Genomic DNA, 24,501 nt, shown 5'->3' on the forward strand with positions numbered 1-24,501 from the left:
AAGTACCAGTATTAACTGCTCCCCCCAAATTCTTAGAAAAACCCAATTTTAATTCGGCTGTAGTATTAAAATTGTTATATTTGCGACGGATCGGTCTGCTTTTTTGAGGGTGGCCTTTCGGTTCGTACTTTTAGGGATAAATAATATAAGGTCAACTTAATGAAGGTTTTAAAATTCGGAGGAACGTCGGTCGGGACGGTTGAAAGCATTAATCTGGTTATTGATATCATTCAGTCCAACCTGCACAAAGGAGAAGACATCGCAGTAGTATATTCGGCCCTGGGGGGCGTCACCAACCGCCTCATTGAAATAGGCAAACTGGCCTCTGAAGGCAGCAATCAGTACATGGAACACCTGCATTCGGTGGAAGAACGCCACTTTAATGTGATCCGCGGGCTGATCGACATCAAAAGCCAGAGTGCCATCATCGCCAAAATCAAAGGGCTTTTTAACGAAATCGAAGACCTGCTCAGGGGTATTTCGCTGATCAGGGAACTGAGCCCGCGTACGCTGGATTTCCTGGTGAGTTTCGGCGAGCGTCTTTCCACAACCATCATTACCGTAACCCTCAACGCCAGGGGTACTCAGGCCGAATACCTGGACGCCCGCGAGGTGATCAAAACGAACAGCCATTTCGGCCACGCGGAAGTCAACTTCAAAGTAACGAACGAACTCATACAAACGTACTTCGAAAACCATACTGCGGTGCAGTGCATCACGGGTTTTGTGTCTTCGAACGAAGAGAACATCACGACGACACTCGGACGTGGCGGCTCTGACTATACCGCCTCTATTTTCGGTGCGGCCCTGAATGCCGAGGTGATCGAAATATGGACAGATGTGAACGGGATGATGACGGCTGACCCGAGAAAGGTGAAGAATGCCTTTACGATACCGAGCATCTCGTATGCTGAGGCGATGGAATTGTCGCACTTCGGTGCCAAGGTGATTTATCCGCCGAGTCTGACACCTGCGTTTCAGAAGAACATCCCGGTGAAGGTACTCAACACCTTCGACAGCTCGAATCCGGGCACGACGGTTTCAAAAGAGATCATTAAAAAGGAATATTCGATTACGGGTATTTCTTCTATAGACGATATATCGCTGGTGAACCTGCAGGGCAACGGCATGATCGGTGTGGCGGGGGTTTCTGCCAAGCTTTTCAGCCTGCTGGCGGCCAACCAGATTTCTGTGATCCTGATTTCACAGGCTTCTTCAGAACACTCGATCTGTTTTGCGGTAGATCCGAAGTCGGCCAACAAGGTGCAGAGCATCCTGGAGGAAGGGTTTTCGATCGAGATCGGCTGCGGCGACATCGAGAACATCAGCATCCAACACAACCTGTCGATTGTGGCGGTAGTGGGTGAAGGCATGAAAGCGAGCTCGGGTACCTCGGGCAAGTTGTTCTCTGTGTTAGGTAAAAACGGTATCAACGTGATTGCCACAGCCCAGGGGTCTTCAGAGCTGAACATCTCGGTGGTGATCAGGAAAAAAGACATCAGCAAAGCCCTGAACGCGATTCATGAGGCTTTTTTCCAGATAGACGGACTGACATTGAACATCTTTGTACTGGGGCCGTCGGGGCTGATCGGCAAGACCTTGCTTCAGCAGATCAACGATCAGAAGGCTTATCTGAAAAAGAATAAAAACCTCAACCTCAAGATAGCGGGGATAGCGAACACGAAGAAGATGTTGCTGGACCCGAACGGCATCGACATGGCCCACTGGAAGAAAAACCTGGATGAGCATGGCGAGCTGGTGAACCTGAGCGAGTTTATTGAAGACATACAGGTACTGAACCTTCCGTACAGCATTTTTGTGGATTGTTCGGCCGATAAAGACATTGTGCAGCATTATTATCCTTTGCTGGACAGCAATATTTCGATTGTGACGCCTAACAAGGTGGCCAATTCGGGCACTTATGCCCAATACCAGGCTTTGCAGCAGATCACCCAGAAACGCAACGTGAAGTTTTTGTATGAAACAAACGTGGGTGCGGGTCTGCCGATCATCAACACGCTGCAGGGGCTGATCAACAGTGGTGACGAAATTCATAAGATCGAAGCGGTGCTTTCGGGTACGCTGGCCTTTATATTTAACAGTTTTTCGGTGGGTCAGAAGTTTGTGGATGTCGTAAAAGACGCCAAAGCGAAGGGTTACACCGAACCGGATCCGAGGGATGACCTGAGCGGCACGGACGTGGCCCGCAAGATCCTGATCCTGGCCAGGGAAGCGGGACATCAGCTGGAGTTCAAAGACGTGGAAATCAACAAACTGCTGAACGAAGCCTGCCTGGCAGCTCCGTCGGTAGAAGATTTTTACAAGGCATTGGATGCCGACAACAGCCGTTTTGAACAATTGCTGCTGGAAGCTGAAGGCAAAGACCAGGCCCTGAGATTCATAGCTACGCTGGAAGACGGCAAGGCCTCCATCGGACTGAAATCTGTGAGCAAATCGCATCCATTTTATAACCTTTCGGGTTCTGAAAACATCGTGTCGTTCACGACAGAAAGATATAAAAACAACCCGCTGGTGGTAAAAGGCCCCGGTGCCGGAGCTGAAGTGACGGCGATGGGGGTTTTTGCGGATATCATTAGTTTGAGTAGCAATTTTCAGTGATTGAATGCCTGCCAGACCTGAGCTTTGCCCGGGCGGGATAGAGTGAATGAATGAGTATTTGTGAGTTGTGATTTGTATAATTTGAGGGAATGAGTACATGTTTGGTAACAGGTTCTCGACAGCTACGCTGGCAAACTTCAAACTCGTGTTCTCATTTGTGCTCGAACTGACAAAAGAGGGAGAACTCAAGCTGACAAAGGATAAAAGTCGAACAGACAAATGGCTATTAAAGTCAAAAAAGCGTTGCCCCCAACGCATAAAAAGCTAACAGCTTATGGCTTATAGCCTGGAGCTTACAGCAAGAATAAAAAACCCAACAGCTAAAAAGTTAACAGCTAATAGCTCTCAAACAATATAACGTGGATTCTATAAGAGTTTTTGCCCCGGCTACTGTAGCCAATGTTTCATGTGGATTTGACATTTTCGGTCTGGCTGTCGACAACCCCGGCGACGAGGTGATTGTCAGAAAGCGTAAGGATGATAAGATTGTGATCACGCAGATTACCGGCGATGAAGGTAAGCTGACGCTTGACCCGTTAAGAAATGCGGTTTCTGTGCCGATTTTCAAATACTTACACCAACTGAACCGCAACCATGGTTTTGACATCGAACTTCACAAACAAATGCCGCTGGGCAGTGGTTTGGGAAGCAGCTCGGCCAGTTCTGTGGCGGGGGTGTTTGCGGTGAATGAATTGCTGGGCAAACCGATGCCGGTGCGTGACCTCCTCCCCTTTGCGATGGAAGGCGAGCGTGTAGCCTGCGGATCTGCCCATGCGGACAATGTGGCCCCTGCCCTGCTGGGTGGCTTTGTGGTGGTGAGGTCGTATTCGCCGCTGGATGTCTTTAAAATCAAAACGCCGGATGATCTTTATGTGACGATCGTCCATCCTGATATAGAAGTAAACACGAAAGATGCCCGCCATATCCTGAGGAATGAGGTCTCGATGAAAAAGACGATTTCTCAGATGGGTAATGTGGCAGGGATGATTACGGGTCTGATCACTTCTGATTATGAGCTGATCGGCCGCTCGATGGTGGATTATATCATTGAGCCGATCCGTTCGATATTGATTCCTCAGTTTTTTGAAGTGAAGATGGCCGCGATGGACAACGGAGCCCTGGGTTGCAGCATTTCAGGTGCCGGACCCTCAGTGTTTGCGTTCAGCAAAGGACTGGAGACCGCTCAGAAAGTGGGTGCTGTGATGAAGAAACAATTCGAAAAAGAAGGGATTGTGGCGAATTTGTTTGTGTCGGGGATTAATGAGGTAGGCCCGAAGATGCTCGAGCAAGGGGGCTAGCTATTAGCGGTTAGCTTTTAGCAGTTTTGGATTTGATGAATGTTATAAAAATATAGTAGAGACGTTGCATGCAACGTCTCTTTTTCATTTTAGACGGTTTACTTTTTTATTTCAGGAGATTTGTATTTACCGGGGATATCGTTTATTTGATAATTGTATCTACGGCTATTAGCGGTTAGCTTTTAGCGATTAGCACTTTGGGGCATCAGACGTTGCATGCAACGTCTCTACAAATTGACCGGGTGAATTATCTTCGATATTCATGACAGATCAAAGAATCGATTTCTGATTTAAATCTAAAAAAATATGAGCAAATGAATAAATAATCCGATATTCCTGTTAGTTTTGTTTTATTATTTAATAGTATTAAATAATTTATAGCTATTCAATATGAGTCAGAACAGGATCAGGAGAGAGGAGGATATTGAGCATTTTAAGAAGACGGTGCTGGACACTGCGATCCTGCTGATGCGGGAGGAAAACGACTGGGGGATGGTTTCGGTGAATAAGATTGCTTCCCTGATGCGTTATACACCGCCCAATATTTATCATTATTTTAAGAGTAAGGACGACATCTTGTTTCAGCTGGGTTCCAGGGGGTCTGCCATCCTGGTTTCGAAATTTACGGCGGTGGCAGAGAGCAATTCTTTTGCCCCCAGGGAAAAACTGAGGCAGATCGGTGTGGCGTACTGGGACTTCTCTGTGGAGCATGGGGAACTTTACGACCTGATGTTTCATGTCAGACAGAAAAAGCTGGATAAAGAGCGGATATTTACCAACATCGCCACCATCCAGAACATCGTGAAGGAAGTTAACCCGGCCATTACGACAGATGAGGAAGCCTATAAAGTTTACAATGGCCTGCATTGCCTGCTGCATGGTTTCATATCCATTAAAAAGAACAACCGTATCCCGATAGATGACCAGGATTATTTCAAAGAGCTTTTTGATGAGGCTCTGCAGAAGTTTGTGGACCAGGTGTGAAAGTTCGCAGAAAACATGATCAATCAATACCTTAAAATCAAACAAAAAACCAAACCTTGATATGAACAAAACACTAAAAAATATCTTAAAGGGCCTGCTGATCCTGGTGGTGGTTGTCCTTGCCGCCGGGTTGATCCTCGCTTATCTTCCTGTTCATTCCGATAATGCCAACAAGGGCATTACGCCCGAACGGGCGGCTGAAATGAGAAAAGAATTTAAAGGTCCGCATCACCAGTTTACCACCACAGACGGTGAAACGATATTCCTCAGAAGATGGAATCCGGACACCTTGAGCACGGCCAAAAAAGATATCGCCGTTTTAATATTCCATGGCATTACGGCACATTCGGGAGCCTATGATATGGCGGGTGTTCCGATTTCAAAGGGCGGCTATACCACCTTCGGAATGGACTGCCGGGGGCATGGTTTATCAGGAGGTGCCCGCGGTGACAGTCCGGGAAAAGACCGCTGGATTGCGGATTTAGCCGAGTCCGTCAAATATGTAAAAAGCCTCGGTTTCCCGAAAGTGGTCGTGTTGGGGCATAGCCTTGGCGTGGCTTCAGCCATCTGCACCGCCAACGCCATCCCGGATGATCTTTCAGGCTTAATATTGCTCTCAGGAGCGTATGAAGGCAGAAAAGGACTTAACAAACCGACCCCGTTCCTTAAGATGGCCCGGCTTATTTCCAGTTCGGTTTTCAGACCCTCCTACCCTGCTTTTGAATACTACAGAGAAGGGATGAAGGTAACCAAAGATACCTTATTTACCTTCAGATATACGCCAAGATACATGACCATGCTGGATGTTAAAACACTACGATTACCGAAGAACATGAACATTCCCGTACTCGTCGGCACGGGTGACAGTGACGAGCTCTTTGAGGTGGAAAAGGTGAAAGAACTGTATGACCTTATCCCTGGTAATCAAAAGGAATTTGTGGTCTTAAAGAACACCACACACGCGGTTTTCCCGGTGGAAAGCTGGGAGAGGCTGGTAGTCTGGCTGGATAAAACCTATCGGCCATTACCGAAGTGAGGCTCAACCGCGTGCGTATCTACCGCGTTGAACACAGATATGATAAGGATTCTTCTTTTCTCCGGTCAGAGACCGGGTTACACCCTCCTTACGTCCGGAGACGTTGGAGAGCTTAATTCTATTCAATCATTGCCTCAAGGCCTCCCGAACTGCAGGGGCGACAACCTTGCCGAAGAGTTCAACCGACTTCAGGATTTTTGAATGCGGCAACTCGTGCCCGCCCATCATCTGTGCCAGGTACCTCGTGTTTTTAAACAGTCCATGGAACATCAGGATTTTGTCTATGACCTCTTGCGGACTACCTACCATCAGCGGGCCCTGGGTTCTGAGGAATTCAAAATAATGTCTTTCCATCGGTGACCAGCCTCTTTCTTTCCCTACCCTGTTCATCAGCAATTCATAAGCCGGATAAAACTCGTCAGCAGCCTGTTCTGAATCTTCAGCCAGGTAGAAGTGCGAGTTAATAGCCAGTTTAAATTGTTCAGGATCATGTCCGGCATCTTTATAGGACTTGCGGTACAGATCAGTGAAAGGTACAAACCTGTCGGGTGTTCCGCCCAGGATGGCGAGGGTCATCGGCAGGTTCATTTTTCCGGCCCGGATGGCTGAGGCGGGGGTTCCTCCTACTGCCAGCCAGATCGGTAATTCTTCCTGGATAGGACGGGGATAAACGCCGAGGTTCCTGATGGCAGCCCGGTGTTTGCCTTTCCAGTTGACGATCTCGTTTTTATTGATATTGATCAGCAGATCCAGTTTCTCGGTAAACAATTCATCATAATCCTGCAGGTCGTAGCCGAATAAGGGGAACGACTCAATGAATGATCCGCGGCCGGCCATGATCTCGGCACGTCCGTTGGAGATGAGATCGAGTGATGCAAAGTTCTGATAAGTTCTGACCGGGTCTGCCGAACTTAATACGGTTACAGAACTCGATAATTTGATGTTTTTTGTGATGGCTGCTCCGGCTGCCAGTATAACTTCCGGGGCTGAAACCATGAAGTCGGGGCGGTGGTGTTCACCCAAAGCAAACACATCCAAACCTACTTCATCTGCCAGTTTTATTTCCGCAAGCAATTCCTGCATGCGTTTGTGAGCATTGACGGCTTTCCCGCTGACTTTGTCGGGGATGATCTCACCGAAACTACTTATTCCTAATTCCATGATTTGTCCTTTTTTTGTTATGAAGAAAAACAGCCCTCAGCAGCACCCGGTTTAAACGCCGGAATTCAACTGAGATGCTGTTTTCTCTTTCCCTTGCCATTATTACAAAATAAGAACCGTAATAGTTTATATAAGTTAGTCTATTCCTTTTAGAAACCGGTTTCTGGCGGGAAACTACCTTTTTCTGAACTTTTATCTGTACAAAACCACCGTTGTTCCGGGTAACAGCTTCAGGCTTCGCGATCCCAGCACCTTTCTGTCAACGAGATTGACGACTTTTGAGAAAGCAGCAGGAACCTGCAGTTCAAAAGTCCGGTCTTTCGTGGTGTTCATCGCCACCCAGTATTGACCATACTCCATGACATAGTAATTGGCCTTTCCTGCAAAAACACTCTCGTCGCCAGGTTTGAACCTGACGCCCTCCGGAATACTGGCGATAGGTTCCTGCTCCCCGGCGTGGGCAGAGACTATACCCGGATAAAACTCCCTCGAGCCATTAAAAGCCAGGTTGACCCAGTTAGGGCGGGTATATTTCATGCCTGAATCGTCGAATTCCGATTGTATATAGATATTGGCAATGCGGTCCATCGAAGGGGTGATGTAATGCACTTTAGCGAGTTTATTGACAGAGTTCCTGGCCCTCCAGTACAGCGACGCGTAGAGTATCTCCTCCCCGTTCTTCACTGCGACAACCCCATCTTCTTCGTCTGAAAACACAAAATCAGGCATGCTTTTGTCCATGGGCAGGCGGATGCCGGTGGCTGGTCGTTTTTTAATCCATTCATATTCGTCGGGAATGTGGATCAGGCTTTTCGTTACCCTTATGCCGCCTAATTTCAGTTTGTCTTCAATGCTTTTAAACAACTGGTTATCTGCCATCATCTGCTGGGCCACACCGATGGCCTGCGGATCCATCGTAACGGCGGGAGTCATCAGAGGACTGGCATCCCAGGCCATTCCACGGTCGCCATACAGCACATTACCCGGATAATGCCCGGCATCTCTCCAGCCCACCACAGCCTCTATTCTCACGGCTTTGTTACCGTCGTTGTCCAGGGCAGGATAACGGAAAGGCAGCCTGGCACGGAACATTTTCAGCACTTGTTCCCTGATTTTAGGGTCACCGCTACCGGGTATGTCCGGATCAGAAGTTGATTTGTAAATATCCACGACCCAGTCGAGCACTTCACCGTAATACCCTACAAAACCCAGTTCCTTGGTAAGTCCTTTTGCTGTCAGTTGCCAGTAATTGTCTCCGAGGGGTTTCTCCGGTCCTTCGGGCGTTTCCTTTCCCAGCCAGGGCCGCAGCCCCACCGATTCATAGAGATAATTCAGCGTCTGGCTTTCGGGCAGGGCAAGATCAGGCCTCAGCCGGGTAAGGGCTTTATTGACGTCGTACATAAACATATCGATAATCATCGACTGGTTGGTATAATGCCGTCTGTGGGTGGTGCTGTAGTTCAGACTGGCTTTGAGCATGGCCGCCCAGGCATCTTTCCTGGATTTTTCGTCTGCCAGTTTTTCTTCCCACCTGTCCTGAAGTTCGTCATGGTGCTGCAGGATGCTCCGGGCTATCGGACCCGTGATGAGCCACTCATAGTTGTAGATATTCGGGTCGGTAAAAACGATATCAGGATTTTGAAGGAATTTGGCGTAGTGGGCGTCAATGGCCTCCACGACTTTCACCGGGACCTCCGGATTTTTATAAGCGAACGTCCAGGTCACTTTGGAAGCGGCCGAAACAAACATCAGTTCCAGCTGGTTCAGCGGGCGGTTCAGTGCCAGTACAGCTTTCAATTCTGTGTTGACCCTTTCCTTGAGTTTCACCAGGACTTCTTCTCCGGGTTGCTGACGAAGGGGCGTGTTAAGGGGTGCATTGCCATGAACTTCCCCTTTTGAAGGAATAAAAGCAGGATTGATATGGACGTAGGCTTTATAAAACCCGAGCGTAGGTTTGTCCAGGTTTTTCTGGTAGCGTTCAAAAGTCTCGCCATATCCCCAGATCTCGCCGTATGACCGGATCTCAAGATTAACAGATTTCTTTCCCTTTGTGTGCTTCAGGGGAATGGGGATGGTCACATAATAAAACCTTCCCGGAAGTGGTTTTTCGCCGTTTCCGAGGGTGATAAAATCGATGTCGCCGAGGTGCCGGTAGCCCACCTGCTCGCCTTCTGAAAAAAGGAGGGTCATGGACTTGTCCTGGTCTTCTCCCCAGAGTTTGACGGTGAAATAGTTTTGTTTTTCGGGATCCGTTTTCATGACGAAAGCGAGGCTTCCTCCCTGGTAGCTGACAGGTTCGGAAGGCAAAAGCCGCCTGGCCGTTTGCCCGAGTCCGCCTTTAACGACCTCATCGTAGCGTGATTTCAACTGGTGTTGTTTTTCAGAAACAGGGTTCCCGAAAGTCATTTCATCGGTAGAGTGCTTCTGGGCGGAAACAGTGTTCCAGGCACAGAGAAGCATCAAAACAAAGCATTTTAATGTTTTCATTGGAATAAAAATTAATAAGATGTAGAGGGCATAAGTCTGACCCACATTGTAAAATACCCGTTGATCAGTTCTGTATTTCTAACTGACCATAAGCCACTGCCGGAAGATTAAAAACGACTTTCTTCCGGCCGCCAACCACTACCCTTTTTCCGGGTACCGTTTCCCGCTTGCCTCCGGTCAGTAATGAGACCTTTTTACCGGGAGCGTAAACATCAGGCAGGGTCAATTCCACAGGTTTATCAGAAAAGAAAAACAGGCCTTCCGGCTTCAGATGCAAAGCGGCAGAAGTTTCTTCCCTGGCAGAGATGCTGTAAAGGCCCTGTTCTATGAGCTTCCCTTTTCCTAAAAAGAGGTAATGCAGCTTTGTGCCGTTCTGACTGATGACGGCGTAGGAAGCATTGACTTTACTGTTTTCTGCCTGCACGACGGCTGCCACCGGGGAAGAAAAGATCAGTTCCCGGCTACCGGAAGTACTTTCTACCACCAATCCGACAAAATCAGCCGGGGCTTTGGGTGGGTTGAAAGACCGGATGGTTTTCACCGACTGGGGTTCTTTACTGGTGGAAGGTTCGAAAACGGCCACAAAAGGTTTGGTCCAGGCCTCACCGCTCTGACGGGCCACGAGGGTGGGCATGGGCAGTTTGGCGATGCTGTCCGGGATCATGACGTTATTGCGGAAGGATTTCGAAGACGGGGCTTTTACCGAAAATATTTCCCTGTCAGACGAGCCTTTCATCCAGATATTCATGAATACGTCGTCTTTACCCGGTACACTCAGCCTGAATTTACCTTTGAAATCCTTGTCCGTTACCGTCGATTTCTTGTCCCAGAAATAATCATAGGCAAAGAGATGGCCTCCCGCAAAAGACAATTTTGGCGTAGGCTGCAGATCAAGCGGCTGGTTTTCAGGAGAGGTCAATATGAGTTCCTGGCCCAGGTTGTGGTAAAAATAATCGTGCATTTTATCCCCTCCCCTGTTCTTTTTCGACCTGAAAATATCGACATAGTAGCCTGTGGTGTCCGAGGTTCTGATGATGGAAGTCAGCCTGTTCTGGTCTGACTGTGTTTCGGGCTCAGGAAAGTATAACTCGCCGAACGTCACCGGGGCAAAATAACCCGACTTCTGATCGCTGGCCGGATAAGTGCTGAGTACCTCAAAACCATGGTTGCTTTTCATGACCGGGTAAGCAGAAATGCCGTCGACCGCCACAGTGTTGTGGGCCGGAAACTGTGAGTAGTATTCCGCATAATCTTGCTGAAAATAGCTGGTGCCAATGCCTGCGTCGGGACCAAGGACGATGCCCTTTCCGAATATCTCCATGGAAATGCCGTTGGCATGCATGTGGTTTCCTTTGGAGCCGATCATGGCCACCATCAGTCCGTGATTGGGGTGCATGCCGTTGCGTTGGGCAAAATAACTGACAGACGGGGCTGAAAAAACCGGACTGGTGTAATCTTCTATTTTCCCAGTCAGGATGTTTTTATCCAGGTCATTTTCTGCGGCCGACCCACTATGCAGATTAATGGTTTTGATGTAGCGGCTGAATCGCTCCTCCTGTGCCTTTTTCCCATTTTTACGGGCATTGTAAACCAGTTTCATCGCTGAAGCAGTGTTCAGTTTTGTATAGTAGGCATCACCGAAAGCAGTCATGTAGCCGTTCGGAAAAAGGTACTGGGCCTGGTTCAGCGTCGCTTTTTCGAGCACGGGAAACTGCGGCAGAAGGTCATCATTATAGTTCTGGTCAAACCAGTTGACATATCCGACAAAATCGCCCAGCACACCGGACGAATAACCCGGACTTTCATTCCAGAATCCGGTCTCCGGGCTGAATCCTTCGTTCAGGACTTTTGACAGCGACCATTGTCTTTCTGAATCAACATTGAGCACCTGGTTGGTGTAGTACCGGTTTCCTTTGCCGTCCGGATAAGTTTTGTCGTCTTCAAGCACAAAGCCGATTTCCAGGATGTGCCTGGCCTGCATGAGGTCCCAGTTGTTAAAAGCCACCCCGTTTTTGATCTGCTGGTCGGCCCATTTTTTCAATACCTGAACATAGACCGGGTATTTATCTGCTTTTTTCTGCTGAATATATTGATACAGATTGTCGTAAACAGACGTGATGTGCTTCAGAATGGCTCCTTCCTGGATCACCTCAAACGTAGAAAGTCCGGCGATGGTCTGGTGGTGGCCGTTGGTGAGGTCAACCGGTTCACTGCGGTATTGCATCCCGCTCATGTAGGTATCAAAAATATCCATGGCGAATTTTGCGTATTTTTCTTCTCCGGTTCTGCGGAACAAAACCCCGGCTTTGGCCGCCAGGCCGAGAATATTGGTGTTCATGGATTCGATGCTTCTCCCGGTTTTTGAGATGTCGGCCCATTCCAACGGCTGATCAGGTTTGGACCTGTTCACCATCAGTATGCCCCTCGGGTCATCCATGTACGGCTGGATGTCTTCCAGTTTTGGAATGCCATAAATCGTCGTATGGTCGCGGGCTCCCGGGAAACGGACGGTCGGCACAGGGGCTTCGCCCTCAGCGTGGTCATACACGCCACCTTTGATAAACACCTTGGTTGATTTAGTTTTCCAGTACATCTGCAAACGGGAAACGATCCACTGAGGATCAGTCCGGTGCCGGTCAACCAGTTCCTCCACCTCGTTTTTAAGCTTCTGGGTAGTAACGAGCGTGTCGTCAATCATCCGGGGATGATGGGCGGGGAATTGCACGGGCAGGGCCACCTGGGCTTCGGAAAAGAAACATACACTGCCTGCAAAACCCAGGATAAGCCATCCTGTTTTAAGTACTTTCTTCATCATTTTAAGATATAACCCGTTGTTTTACGGGCAATTGGAATAATATTTTTTATTTCTTTTCCGCCACAATGGCTCTGACCATCAGGGGCAGCTCCGGACTGGCATAAAAAGAAGAGAACCCATCTTTGCCTGCGTTTGCGGTATTGACCCTGACTAGGATAAATCCATAAATCCTGTTTTTACGATCTACCCAGGGGTAAGCCCCGGCCCAGCCCGGACTGCTCAGCAGCGTCGGATTACCTGATTCATCGGTTTCTTCCCGCCAATGGCCCAAGCCATAAATATCTTTGCCCTTTCTCCCCCTGGCTTTTTCCACAAATTCACCGGGTTTGACAGCCGCATCTTTCACATGATCCGCTTCCATGTACCGGATCGCTTCTTCAGACAAAACCCTTTTACCTTCAAAAATGCCATTATTCATTATCATCGACAGGAAATTGGCGTAATCAGGTAAAGTGGTCCTGGCCCCTCCTCCCAACATCGGATTATGCCCAGGGGTGATATCCACAGGTGTAAAATGCGTGTTTTTCATCCTTAAAGGTCCGGCGATTTTCTCCTGAAATACACTCTCCCAGCTCTTGCCCGCAGCCAGTTCAGTCATCCTTCCGGCCACCTGCATGGCCAGTCCTCCATAACTAAAAACAGCTCCGGGTGCATGTTATGCAGGTAAATCAACGATATGTCTCACTGATTCGGCCAAGGTCTGGTAGTCATCCGGGTGTACCCCTTTGGGCTGGTAGTCGGGATAACCTGCCGTGTGCGACAACAACTGAGCCAGGGTAGCCTGTCTTTTCTGATCTTTCAATTCAGGCAGCCATTTTTCTGCCTTGTCGTCCCACGAAATTTTACCTTCATCCACCACAGCCGCGATGGTGGCTGCCGCAAGCCACTTCCCGGCCGAAGCGATATAAGCCACGGTTTCAGGTGTATAATTTCCATAATATTTCTCAAACAAAACGCTGTCATTCTTTACAATCCTGACGGCGGCTCCTTCATAATAAGCCTTGTCAACCCAACCCCTGATGCGGTCGTCTGCGGGTTTGAAATCGTACAGCGGCTTGTCCTGAGCCTCAGCAAGACCGGAAACCAGGAGAAGCCACAGGAGCAGGTTAGTTCTCATCTTGTATTACTTTTGATCAATCCCAGCGAAGTACTTTTCCACTGACCTGCGGAGCCCAGCAAGGCTGCGTTCTCGTTGAGCAGCGACTTTTCAAGCCTTATTTCCGGCGAACAGGTTTGCAGAAATTCATTGACCTTCGGAAAAAACAGTTCAGATGAAAGGCTGATGTTGCCCCCGATTACGATGATTTCAGGATGAAACCGCTCAATGAAACCTTCCAGGAAAAGGATCATGTTGTCAGAAAATTCTTTGAACACCCTTCTTACCACCGGATGATCATAAAATTTATCGGCCAGTTCTTTCACGCCCTCTACAGACTCTCCGGTCAATTCACTATAACGGGCAATAAACCAGCGGGTGGAAATGAAATCTTCTGCCACGCCGTCATGCAGCGGATACCCGATACCCAACCCCATGTCTTTAGGAGTTCCGTTTTCGTAAATGGCAGTCCCCAGCCCGGTCCCCAGGGTGATGCCCATGCCTTTCTGATATGATTTACCTGTTCCAAAAACCATTTCTCCGGCAAGAAAAGCGGCAGAATCATTCAGAAAAAGGATGTTTTTAGCCGGAATATCCAAACGCAGAGCCAGTTCTTCCCGGATGTTCATGCCATACAGATGGTCGTATTTATTGACACCTTTCATGAGACAAATGCCTTTTTCATAGTCAAAAGGGCCGGGCATGGCAATCCCCAGAAAGTAGGTCTGTTTTCCTTCTGCAACCCGTTTGATGGCTTTCACCCAGGCCGAAAGGATTTCCTCTGCCCCACCATGCGGGTGGATTTTAGCTCTGATCATCTGTGTCAGGTCAGGTTTTCCGGCGGTAAGATCCACTTCTGCCACGGTGATGTGTGAGCCTCCTATGTCAACTCCGATGTACATATTTCTTGTGCTATTTAGGATTCAAAATATCTTACAGGGCCCTGATCCAGATGGCCTGGCCGCCGGACGCCTGCAGAGCTGCTTTTAAAACAGTGGTATGGTCTGCTTTGATTTCCTCTACTTTAACTTTGGTTTTAGTAATACCCTGAGGATCATCTGAATATACTTTAGCCGCATACTTTTTGTCTTTCGGCAGGAAATCAAATTTCAGCTCAATATTCCTCGCGTCATTATTGGTGATCGTACCGACAAACCAGTCGTTACCGCTTCTTCTGGCAATGGAAACCACTTTTCCGATGTCATCTTTCAAGACCCTGGTTTCGTCCCAGGTAGCCGGAATTTTATCCCAGAACTCCAGTTCAGCCTCATTGTTATACGCTGAAGGGGCGTCATACCAGTACATGGTCTGGATAGGGCTGTAATAAACCGCCGCCAAAGCCAGCTGGTGGGCATGGGTGGTTTTGATTCTCGGACTGAAGTAACAAAGGGTGTAATCTGCCGCTCCCGAAATGAAACGGGTGAAGGGCAAAATGGTATTGTGGGTTGCATCTGGCATTTCTTCATTGCCCCTGATGCCCTCGGCCGTCATCATGTTCGGGTAAGTACGCTGCTCACCGGTCTGGCGGAACTCGTCATGGATATTCACCATCAGTTCATTATCAGCGGCTTTCTTCACGGCATCATGCAGCCAGGTAGTCCAGCGGTGCGAGCCGATCTGCACAAATCCGAATTTCACACCTTTGATTCCCCATTTTTTATACAGCGGGAATATCTCATCCGATTGTTTCAGCAGGGCCTGCTGGTTGACATACAGCCAGATGCCCACGTTTTTAGTTTTGCCGTAAGCTACAATAGCCGGCATGTCCATTTTCGCTTTGACCTGCGTGGCGTCCGAGTCCCAGGTCAGGGCCGGACCGTACCATTTCCAGTCGAACAGCACATATTGAAGGTTTCTTGCTGCCGCAAAATCTATGGCTTTGAACGCCCCTTCAGTAGTCAGGGTCATTTCACGGATGATCTTTCCGGGTTTGATCCAGGAAGGGTTTTCGATTTTGCTCGCTTCGTTGAGATTCAGGATAATGTCGTTGTTTTCCAGCAGCTTACCCATCGATTCAGCCACCATCACGACCCTCCAGGGTGTTGCAAAATAAGAGATACCGTCTACTCCACCGTATAACTTAGTCACTACCGTGTTCTTTTTTTCTTTACTCAGGATAAATTTGCCACGGGCATAATCCACCATCTGAGCCTCCGCAAGGCAGGCAAACAGACCGTTTTTCAGCTGAAGCGTCAGGGGACGCTCGCTTTCATCTGGCCAGTCGCTGAGCGGCAACAAGTAATAAGGAGCCTGTGCCCACTGGGTATAATAAGCCCTGGTATCATCAGGAAGGCTGAATTCGGTGTTTTCGGCTGTGATCTGGTAATAAGAGCCTTTCGGGTTTTCCGGAAAATAGTAGCGGACAGCCACACCTTCGTCGTAGGCCCTCAGCTGCACCTGCAGCTGGTAGTCTTTATTGTCTGCTTTTTCGAAGGTAATCGTGGTTTCGTTGTACTTGTCCTTTATCAATGATCTTTCACCATACAGAGGTTTCCAGACGGTATCTTTTTCTCCCGTTGTTTTTGACTTAAACACCAGGTTATCAAACCATTTCTTTTGCTTATCGACTTTCAGGGCCATCGCCAGTTCTGTCAGGTGATTGTCGAGATCAAGGTCCAGTTTGGATTCCAGGATCACCGGCTTGTTTTTGTAGGCTACCTGGTAAAACATCTGGTTGACACCCGCTTCATTCTTTTTCTGGTAAAAATTCAGTACGAGATTTTTATCGGGGGATTCCAGCGTGGCCCCGGCCAGTTGCTGGGCAAAAGCCTGTCCGCCGAGGTTTAAAGCCATCATCATCAATACCTTAAAAATCCTCCTCTTTCCGGTTAAATTGTTTTTCATGCTTAAGGTCAATAATTTCAAAAAATACCTGTTTTAATAAATCGATTTAGCAAATCCTTTAAAAAAAATCACCTTTTCGATGATTCTCTCGCCAGCAGGCTGACGGGCAGCCGGATGGTCTCGTTCTTTTTGGTGGCGTTGGTCTGGTCATCCAGCATTTCCAGTAAATGGGTGATGATCGTAGTGGCCAGCAGGTCCACTGGCTGGTCAATCGCCGTGATGGAAGGTGTGAAAAGATCATAGTGAAAATGATCGTCAAAACTCACCAATCCGATCTTATTTCTTTCATTACCAAGCTGTTTCAGAGCCGTCAACCCACCAATAGTGAGGTAGTTGGTCCCGAAAAGTATGGCGTCAATGTGTGGTTTGTCCTGTATGATTCTGGCAATCTTTTTAGTGATTTCCTTGTATTGCAGATCATATTCTATCTTAAATACCTCCTCTTTCAATCCTTTTTCCCTGATAAACTTCAGGTAGCCGTTCAGACGCTCTACCATCTGTATCTGTTCCGACAGCAAAGTGATGATGGCGATATTACGATAGCCGTTCTCATACAAATGCTGCGTGGCCATATAGGCTCCGTTCTCATTTTCTACCACCACATTAAAAGTGTCAATGTCCGGCAAAAACCTGTCAAACAAAATGAAAGGCTTCTTCTCTTCTTTCAGTTTCAGGATCACGTCTTCGATGTCAATCGTGGGGGCAATAATAAAACCATCCACACTTCGCTCATCCAGGATATTGACCACCTCACGTATCTTTCCCGGTATATTGTTACAACTCGCGATGATCATTTTATAACCCGAATCGAAAGCTTTCTGCTCAATCACACTCGCCACCGCCGAAAAAAACGGATCGGCAATGTCCTCCACAATCAACCCGATGGTCTTCGTTTTACCTGTCCGGAGACTTTTGCCGATAAAACTGGGCTTATACCCGGTTTTGATCACATAGTCTTCTATTTTTCTGATCACTTCATCGCTGATCCTTTTTTCCTTCCCTTTGTTGTTCAGCACAAAGGATAAGGTCGTGGCTGACACCTGCAGCTCTTTGGCTACATCGTGAATTGACTTTCTCTTTTTCAAAAAATTTCTTGTTTGGGGTCCTAGGTATAGTTACACCAAATTTAAAGAGATAAATCGATTTAGTGAATATTTTGATATTTTTTTTCCATAAAAAGTTAAATTAAGATAAGCCCTCAAACCCCTTTGTTCTAGGAAAAATTCAGCTTAATAAACACTACCGGAAACACCTATCCGGGAAAGTGGCGGGGAGCAGTGCTCCCCGGACTCTGATTCATGTTAATCTAATGTTCATTTACCTTTTATTTTACCAAAAGTCTCTTTAACCTCAAAAGTGCCTCTATATAATAATAATCCGCATAGATGATCGAAGCGTCTATTTCGGTGCCATTCGGATGATGCCCGGTAGAATGCAGCAGAAACGCCGTGTTCTTATCCCTGCTCTGGTACCGCTCCGAAGATAGTTCTTTCAGCATACCGATGGCCTTGGTTTTATATTCTGCTGCTTTGGCCTGGTCTTTAACATAAGCCGACAATTCCAGTAAAGCGGAAGCCGTCACAGCCGCTGCCGAAGCATCCCTGGGAGCATCCGGAATATGGGTATCGTCAAAATCCCAGTAAGGGATCAGATCCTCAGGCAATCTTTTCAGATAAACATCCGTCACTTTCTGTGCAAAAACAAGGAATTCAGGCTTTTGCGTTTCCCGGTACATCATCGTGTAGCCGTAAATCGCCCAGGATTGTCCCCTCGCCCACATGGAATTGTCGTTTAACCCCTGGTGAGTTACCCGTTTAATTTTCTTCCCGGTCAGTGTATCATACACCACCACGTGGCCGGTGACAAATGCTTCGTTGAACTGGTTCTTCATCGTCGTTTCAGCATGTGATAAGGCAATGTCAGCCAGTTTCTTTTCCCCACCGTTTTTTGAGGCCCACATCAGCATCTCCAGGTTGATCATGTTGTCAATGATGGTATTGTGACCACCAAATTTCTGTACCTCCCTCGGCCACGACAATATCGTTCCCGCCTTGGCATTAAACAAAGTAGCCAACACATCCGACGACTTCAGCACCACCGATTTGTATTCAGGATTGCCCGTCAGCCGGTAGCCGTTGCCAAAGCTGTTAAACATCTGAAAACCAAGATCATGATCATAAGCCGGCTGCTCCGACAAAGGGGTCAGTTCTCTCGAAAACCGGTCAGCCTGCTGTCTGAATTCTTCCTTTTGGGTGTCTTCGTACAAATACCAGAGCACACCCGGCCAGAAGCCGCTGGTCCAGTCTTTGTAGTCTACAAAACGCCACTGGCTGCCGCCTGAATTAACATTTCTCGGGATATCAGGAATGGAATCCGGAACGAGTTTCAATGTTTTTTCAGCCTGGGCAGCACAATATTGCAACTGAGTATCCACCCAGGCCACATCCGCCTCCGGCTCAGAAGAACATCCCCATAAGATCAACAAACTCAAAAACAACACACTGATTTTCATATAAATAAATTTGATTTCATGATGGAAAATAGAAGACGCTAAAACAGCGTCTTGCCATCTGATTCTATATTTCCAATTTAGTATAATCCTGCTTCATTTCCTATTCCCAGGCCCTGAAGGCCCTTTTTGGCCGCTCCTCCAGTAATCTTCGCTTTCATCTTTCTCCCTTGTCCTTTCTCCGGAATAAAAATGTCACTATACATGTATCCGGCCGCCCATCAATACCCCGGATTCTGCACCAGGTTCGGGTTCAGGAGTCTCTGATCGGTTGGCAAAGGCCACAGGTAGTTCTTTTTAGTAAACTTCCTGTTGGATCCCTGGTCGATGATCAACGCTCCGGTAGCGGCGTCTACACCATAAGGATAAACCGCAGGGTTGTACAGGGCCGTTGTTCCGTTTTTGAAGGTAGCTACCTCTGTCGGCGAGCCGTCCGGGTTTTTCACCACAATACCCAGAATCGGCTTGTTGAGCTCTGCTTCGGCAATGCCCCAGCGTTTCAAATCATCAAAACGGGTATTTTCCATGTACATTTCCAAAGCACGCTCTCTTCTGATCTCGCCCAGCATGGTCAGTCCCGGGTAAGGGGCGATCAGAGCGTTGGTCAGCGGAGCCACATAAGCCCTGGCCCTGATTTTGTTGATCGATATATTCAGATCAGCATCGGATATTTTACCACCGCCCAGCTCACACATGGCTTCGGCGTAGATCAGGTACAGTTCCGCCATCCTGATCTGCGGGTAATCGTACGACTCATATTCGGTTTCGGTGCCCGGATTTTCCGTCACCCACTTCCTGTTGCCATAACCGAAGCTTGTTGAAACCTGGGCCAGGTTAGGGTAATAAGTGGCAATATTGGCGGGCCAGTTAGACAAAGTCGTATAATTGGCTTTGGTGTAATCTGCTCCTCCCCCGTTAGTGCCCACACCCCAGCCCCAGTATTTCTGCCCTGGTTTTCTGACAAAATTGGCCAGCCTGGCATCCCTGTTCTGGAACTCGTCCGTCATTTTATGGTATCCCTTAGCCATCGGCGAATGGGTATAAGGCAGGCCGTCTTTACAAAGATACATGTCCATCATCTTGCGGTTAGGCCCCGCTCCTCCCCATGAATGACTGATGTTCAGTGCTGCCCTGTTGAGGTTTTTGTCATACATATTTTTGAAGATAAACTCGTTGTTATTCGCTTTTGTCAGCCCTTTCGGGTTTGATTTGTTGTCTTCCAGCACAAACAGGTAATAATAACTCAGAGAATCCAGTTCATTGAACAATTTGAAAGTACCGTCGCTCATAACATCTTTAGCCAGGCTGGCTGCTTCGGTCAGGTAAGCGGTCACCTTATCGGCTTTCTTTTGTCCCTGGGCAAAATCCGTGGTTTCGCCCACATACTTTTCCCATGTGCCTTCATAAAGCAACACCCTTGCTTTGAAGCTTTTGGCGGCCTGTTTGCTCAAGTGCCCCTTGTCTGCTGCCACAATGTTTGACTCCAGCGGCAAGCCTTCAATGGCCACGTCCAGGTCTTTCAATACCTGCTCAATCACCTCATAGCGGGTGTTTCTCGGGGCTGTCAGTATCGGATCTGTCAGGTCAGGTACTTTGGTGACGACCGGCACCCCACCGAAACGCTTCACCAGGAAAAAGTGATGCCATGCCCTGAAAAAGTGGGCCGCAGCTACATACTGCTGAATCTCTGCTTTGTTCCCGGTATATTCCTCACCTTTCTGGATCACATAATTGTTTGACCTGATGTACCGGTATGAATTTCTCCAGTAAATATCCGTAGAAGGCACCCCGATGGCCCCTCTGCCGTAATCACTCAGAGAACCCGCCAGATCCGAACCGGTATCTACAAAATCAAAGATCGTAGCGTCGTCAATTCTCTTGAAACCCACCATTTTGTTATAGAAATCATTGGTTGCTGCCTTAAAGTGGTCGGGCGTCTTGAAATAAATCGCCTCGGTAGGCGAATCCAGCGGATCCAGGTTCAGGAACTTGTCCTCACAGGAAATTGTGGTTATCATCAATGCCGCCACCACGAGGCTATAGAGTATCTTTTTCATTTGAATAATTATTAAGGTTATTTGATCAGAATGACAGATCCAGGCCTAATGACCAGGTCCTCAGGAACGGGTAGGTGCTGTCAGAACTCTCTCCCCGTTCAGGGTCAAAACCGTCTTTGATGGAGGTCACTTCAAACAGGTCATTGCCTGAGAAATAGAACCGAATGTTGTCCGATTTGATCTTCGCACTCCATGATTTCGGCAATGAGTAACCGATCACCAGCGATTTCAGACGGGCGTAACTCAGGTTCTGCACATTCACATCGTTGTTCTGCCAGTTCCAGTTGTTCCTGTCGTTGTCAAACGAAATCCTCGGGTATTCAGCTTCCTGATTCTCAGGAGTCCAGGTTTTGCCCAGGTAAGAGTTATTGACATTCAGATAATTCCTGAAAAACGGAGCCCTGGCATTACCACTTCTCAGCAGGTTTTGCTTAGCCACCCCCTGCACAAAAGCCGACACACTGAATCCCTTCCATTCTGCCCCAAGGTTGATGCCGAACAGGTAATGAGGATTGGCATCGCCATAGTAATAAACATCTCCGTCACCTGCTTTTCCTCCGCCTACAGGGTCAAGAAAACCGTTTCCGTCAAGGTCCACCCTTTTCAGGTCACCGGGACGCAACCTCTTGGTTTCTCCTGTCATTCTTCCCAGTTCTCCGGCCGAGGTGGCGGTATATTGGGCGTAATAAGCATTCACTTCTTCAGCAGACTTGAAATAACCGTCTGTTTTATAAACAAATATAGAATTGAGCGGATACCCTTGTCTCTGGGCCACGATGCCCGCTGCCCACGAGTCTTTACCCTGCATAGACACCAGCCTGTTGACGTTGTCGCTCAGCTGCACACCTGCATGATAACGAAGGTTACCGATTTTATCCCGCCAGTTCAGTTCAATTTCCCAACCACTTACTTTCAGCTCACCGCTGTTTGATTTTGGGGCTGTTCCTCCCAACACCTGCGGATACGTGATGTCGATCAGCATGCCTTTATTCCTTTTTTCGAATACTTCTGCCGTACCTGACAACCTGTTGTTCAGGATCGTAAACTCAAGGCCGATGTTCTTATTGACAATCCTTTCCCAGGTCCGTGTTAAGCTGGTCAGTCCTGACAACCACGAAGTCTGTTGCAGTGAAGCCACCTGACCGAACAGCATGGTTCCGGTCGTGGTAATGCCTGAAACGTAGTCGTAATTACCGATATTCGCCTGTCCGCCTGTTTCGCCATAACCTGCCCTCAGTTTCAGGTTATCAAAGATTCTCAGGTCTTTTATGAAATTCTCTTCTGAAATTCTCCAGCCTACCGAGGTCTCACCAAAATTAGACCATCTGAAATCCGGGTGAAACTTGGAAGAACCGTCACGTCTACCTGAGGCCTGGAAGAGGTATTTTTCCTTGAAAGCATAGTTAAAACGCCCTACATAAGAGATCAATCCCCAGTGACTGGCACCGCCTGCGTTGGTTTGTGTAACCGAATTCGCGGTGTTGAGATCATACAATCCGTCATATTCCAGCTTGGTCCTTTTGGCCTCCACACTCTTGGATTCGCTCAACTCTGAGGTGATGCCGGCCATTAACGAGATGGAATGATTCCTGGCGATGGTTTTCACATAATCCGCAAATCCGCCGTAAGTTTCATAGTTGGTATTCGCAATGTTTTCGATGATCTCAGGATTAGGATTCTGAACAGAAGTGGTCAGTGAACCCAGCCAGTTATAGAGTTTATAGGTCTGGTTGTAGCGTGTTCTCCAGCCCTGGCGGTTCACCACCGCAGCGTTGGCACTCAGGGTAAAACCATCAAACAATTTGGCCGAAATCCTGGAGTTCAGACGCAGGATACCTTCTTTGTTATTGTCCCTTCCGCCGCTCATTGTAGAAGCTACCGGATTTCTATATCCGTAATCGTCATAATACTCACCTACATTATTGTACGTCGGAAAAACCGGGGCATCAAAGAAACCTGCACCCACTCCGTTTTTCGGAGCAGATACCAGCCGGCTGTCGTAGGAAATACCGGTTTCCAGTTTTATGTTTTTCGAAAGCTCGTAGTCATAATTAAAACGCGTGTTGTATTTTTCTTCCCCGTCATAAGCCGTTTTCAAAACCGATTTATTATCCGCATACCCGATCGAAAACATATAGGAGCTTTTGGCAGAAGAACCTCTCAGACTCAGGTTTTGCTGTTGTGAAAACGCCGGGGCATATAACTGATCTGCCCAGTTATTGTCTGCATACCTGATCACTCGCTGGTCACTCGGGTTGATAAAATCAAAAGGCTGGCCCTGGGCCATTTTAGCCACATTGTCTTTGCCCCACTGAGGATACCATTCGACCACATTGCCGCTGGCATCCACTTTATCCTGAAGCGAGCCCTCCTGGTACATTTTAGCCCATTCAGCCATGTTGGCATAAGGAACGGTGATCCCGATGGTATTCAATCTGTAGTTACCGTTGTAGCTGACCTGCATTTTATCGCCTTTTCCTCTTTTGGTTTTTACGAGGATTACCCCACCCGCGGCACGGGCTCCGTAAATGGCCGCAGAGGCGTCTTTCAATACACTAACAGACTCAATATCAGAAGGATTGATCTGGTTTAACTCCCAGGTGCCCAATACAGGCACCCCATCTACTATAATCAAAGGATCAACACCTGTGATGGAAGATTCTCCGCGAAGTCTGATCGCCAGACCTTCATTTCCAGGACGGGAAGAGGTCCTGGTGATGGCCAGACCAGCCACCTGGCCCTGCAGGGCAAGACCCGCATTGCTGACCGGCCTGTCTTTAAATACCTCCTCACCTACCTGCTTGATGGCCCCGGTAAGGGATTCTTTTTTTCTTTCTCCGTAACCCACTACCACTACCTCCTGCAAAGTATTGGCGTCGTCGGTCAGTACAATATTGATTTCTTTCTGATTTCCTGCAATGATTTCTTTGGTTTCATAGCCTACGTAAGAAAAAATCAGGATGCTTTTGCTGTCGGGCACCTGGATGGAAAATTTCCCTGAAGCATCGGTGATTGCCCCACGTGTGGTTCCTTTGATGACCACGCTTACACCGGGCAGGGCTTCGCCTTTGGCATCACTGACTTTCCCGCTTACTGTACTCTCTGTGGACTGACTAACAGAAACAGCCCCCCTGGCTATATTCCCTGCATTGGCGAGGGAAATGAAGGCTGTCAACATCACCGCTTTTAAGAATACCCCGGGCAAGCGGGACAACGAGTGTTTGAAATGTCGATTTTTACTCATAGTTTTGAATGTTATTTTTATTAATAATAAGATTAGAATGCTCCCGGTACATACTGATCGCCAAATCGAAATGTACCCAAGAGTTTTTTAAGAATATCGGTGGCTTCAACACCGATATTTTTTTTGCCGTCTCCCGCTTACGCAGAAAATAACAGCGAATTATAATTGGAATAAAACTGCTTTTACATGGTCAGATATTTTTTAGTAAATCGATTTAGCAAAAATTCAAAAAATAAGGGCTTTGTATCAGCCGAACATCAAAACCGGGTTAACTTTTATCCTGAATTTCTGCATAATCATCTGAATTTTGTCAGGGATGCTTTTGATAGCAAAATAACACTACTTTTTCTG

13 protein-coding genes and 1 pseudogene are annotated in these 24,501 nt (G+C 47.8%); 4 read left to right on the forward strand and 10 right to left on the reverse strand.

Annotated elements, in window-relative coordinates:
* Window positions 1-159: 159 nt before the first annotated feature.
* The 4 genes from thrA (at window position 160) to GVN16_RS21915 (ending at window position 5,937) form a co-directional block, all read left to right on the forward strand.
* Entirely contained in the window at window positions 160-2,619 is a 2,460-nt protein-coding gene (gene thrA, locus GVN16_RS21900; RefSeq protein WP_166566098.1) for a bifunctional aspartate kinase/homoserine dehydrogenase I, read from the forward strand.
* A 359-nt stretch (window positions 2,620-2,978) separates the two neighbouring features.
* On the forward strand, window positions 2,979-3,917 hold the full coding sequence (locus tag GVN16_RS21905; RefSeq protein WP_166566099.1) for a homoserine kinase: 939 nt from the start codon (window positions 2,979-2,981) through the stop codon (window positions 3,915-3,917).
* Between the two features lie 390 nt (window positions 3,918-4,307).
* Window positions 4,308-4,901, forward strand: a complete 594-nt coding sequence (locus tag GVN16_RS21910; RefSeq protein WP_166566100.1) for a TetR/AcrR family transcriptional regulator — start codon at window positions 4,308-4,310, stop codon at window positions 4,899-4,901.
* Window positions 4,902-4,962: 61 nt separating this feature from the next.
* Window positions 4,963-5,937 carry an alpha/beta hydrolase gene (locus GVN16_RS21915; RefSeq protein WP_166566101.1) on the forward strand — a complete coding sequence of 325 codons (975 nt, stop codon included), beginning with the start codon at window positions 4,963-4,965 and terminating at the stop codon, window positions 5,935-5,937.
* 126 nt (window positions 5,938-6,063) lie between these two features.
* Here GVN16_RS21915 and GVN16_RS21920 read toward each other — a convergent pair whose 3' ends face one another.
* The 10 genes and pseudogenes from GVN16_RS21920 to GVN16_RS21965 form a co-directional block, all read right to left on the reverse strand.
* The gene (locus GVN16_RS21920) at window positions 6,064-7,098 is read right to left on the reverse strand and encodes an Atu2307/SP_0267 family LLM class monooxygenase (protein WP_166566102.1); all 1,035 of its coding nucleotides are present in this window, start codon (window positions 7,096-7,098) and stop codon (window positions 6,064-6,066) included.
* A gap of 192 nt (window positions 7,099-7,290) precedes the next feature.
* Complete coding sequence (locus GVN16_RS21925) at window positions 7,291-9,585, reverse strand: hypothetical protein (protein ID WP_166566103.1); 2,295 nt, start codon at window positions 9,583-9,585, stop codon at window positions 7,291-7,293.
* Between the two features lie 64 nt (window positions 9,586-9,649).
* Window positions 9,650-12,400 (reverse strand): heparinase II/III family protein, encoded by a 2,751-nt coding sequence (locus GVN16_RS21930; protein WP_166566104.1) that lies wholly within the window; start codon window positions 12,398-12,400, stop codon window positions 9,650-9,652.
* Window positions 12,401-12,446: 46 nt separating this feature from the next.
* Window positions 12,447-13,517: pseudogene (locus GVN16_RS26150) on the reverse strand (serine hydrolase domain-containing protein).
* A complete protein-coding gene (locus GVN16_RS21940) occupies window positions 13,514-14,398 on the reverse strand; it encodes an ROK family protein (RefSeq protein ID WP_166566105.1) in 885 nt (294 codons plus the stop codon). The pseudogene GVN16_RS26150 and the gene GVN16_RS21940 overlap by 4 nt, the downstream one beginning before the upstream one ends.
* Window positions 14,399-14,429: 31 nt before the next feature.
* Window positions 14,430-16,340 carry a glycoside hydrolase family 97 protein gene (locus tag GVN16_RS21945; RefSeq protein WP_229244300.1) on the reverse strand — a complete coding sequence of 637 codons (1,911 nt, stop codon included), beginning with the start codon at window positions 16,338-16,340 and terminating at the stop codon, window positions 14,430-14,432.
* A 68-nt stretch (window positions 16,341-16,408) separates the two neighbouring features.
* Entirely contained in the window at window positions 16,409-17,425 is a 1,017-nt protein-coding gene (locus GVN16_RS21950; protein WP_166566106.1) for a LacI family DNA-binding transcriptional regulator, read from the reverse strand.
* Between the two features lie 239 nt (window positions 17,426-17,664).
* Window positions 17,665-18,852 carry a glycoside hydrolase family 88 protein gene (locus tag GVN16_RS21955; RefSeq protein ID WP_166566107.1) on the reverse strand — a complete coding sequence of 396 codons (1,188 nt, stop codon included), beginning with the start codon at window positions 18,850-18,852 and terminating at the stop codon, window positions 17,665-17,667.
* A gap of 218 nt (window positions 18,853-19,070) precedes the next feature.
* Entirely contained in the window at window positions 19,071-20,906 is a 1,836-nt protein-coding gene (locus GVN16_RS21960; RefSeq protein ID WP_166566108.1) for a RagB/SusD family nutrient uptake outer membrane protein, read from the reverse strand.
* A 25-nt stretch (window positions 20,907-20,931) separates the two neighbouring features.
* Window positions 20,932-24,150: a TonB-dependent receptor gene (locus tag GVN16_RS21965; protein WP_166566109.1), complete on the reverse strand. Its 3,219-nt coding sequence runs from the start codon at window positions 24,148-24,150 to the stop codon at window positions 20,932-20,934.
* Between the last annotated feature and the right edge of the window lie 351 nt (window positions 24,151-24,501).

This window comes from Emticicia sp. CRIBPO (assembly GCF_009905725.1).
Lineage (GTDB): Bacteria > Bacteroidota > Bacteroidia > Cytophagales > Spirosomataceae > Leadbetterella.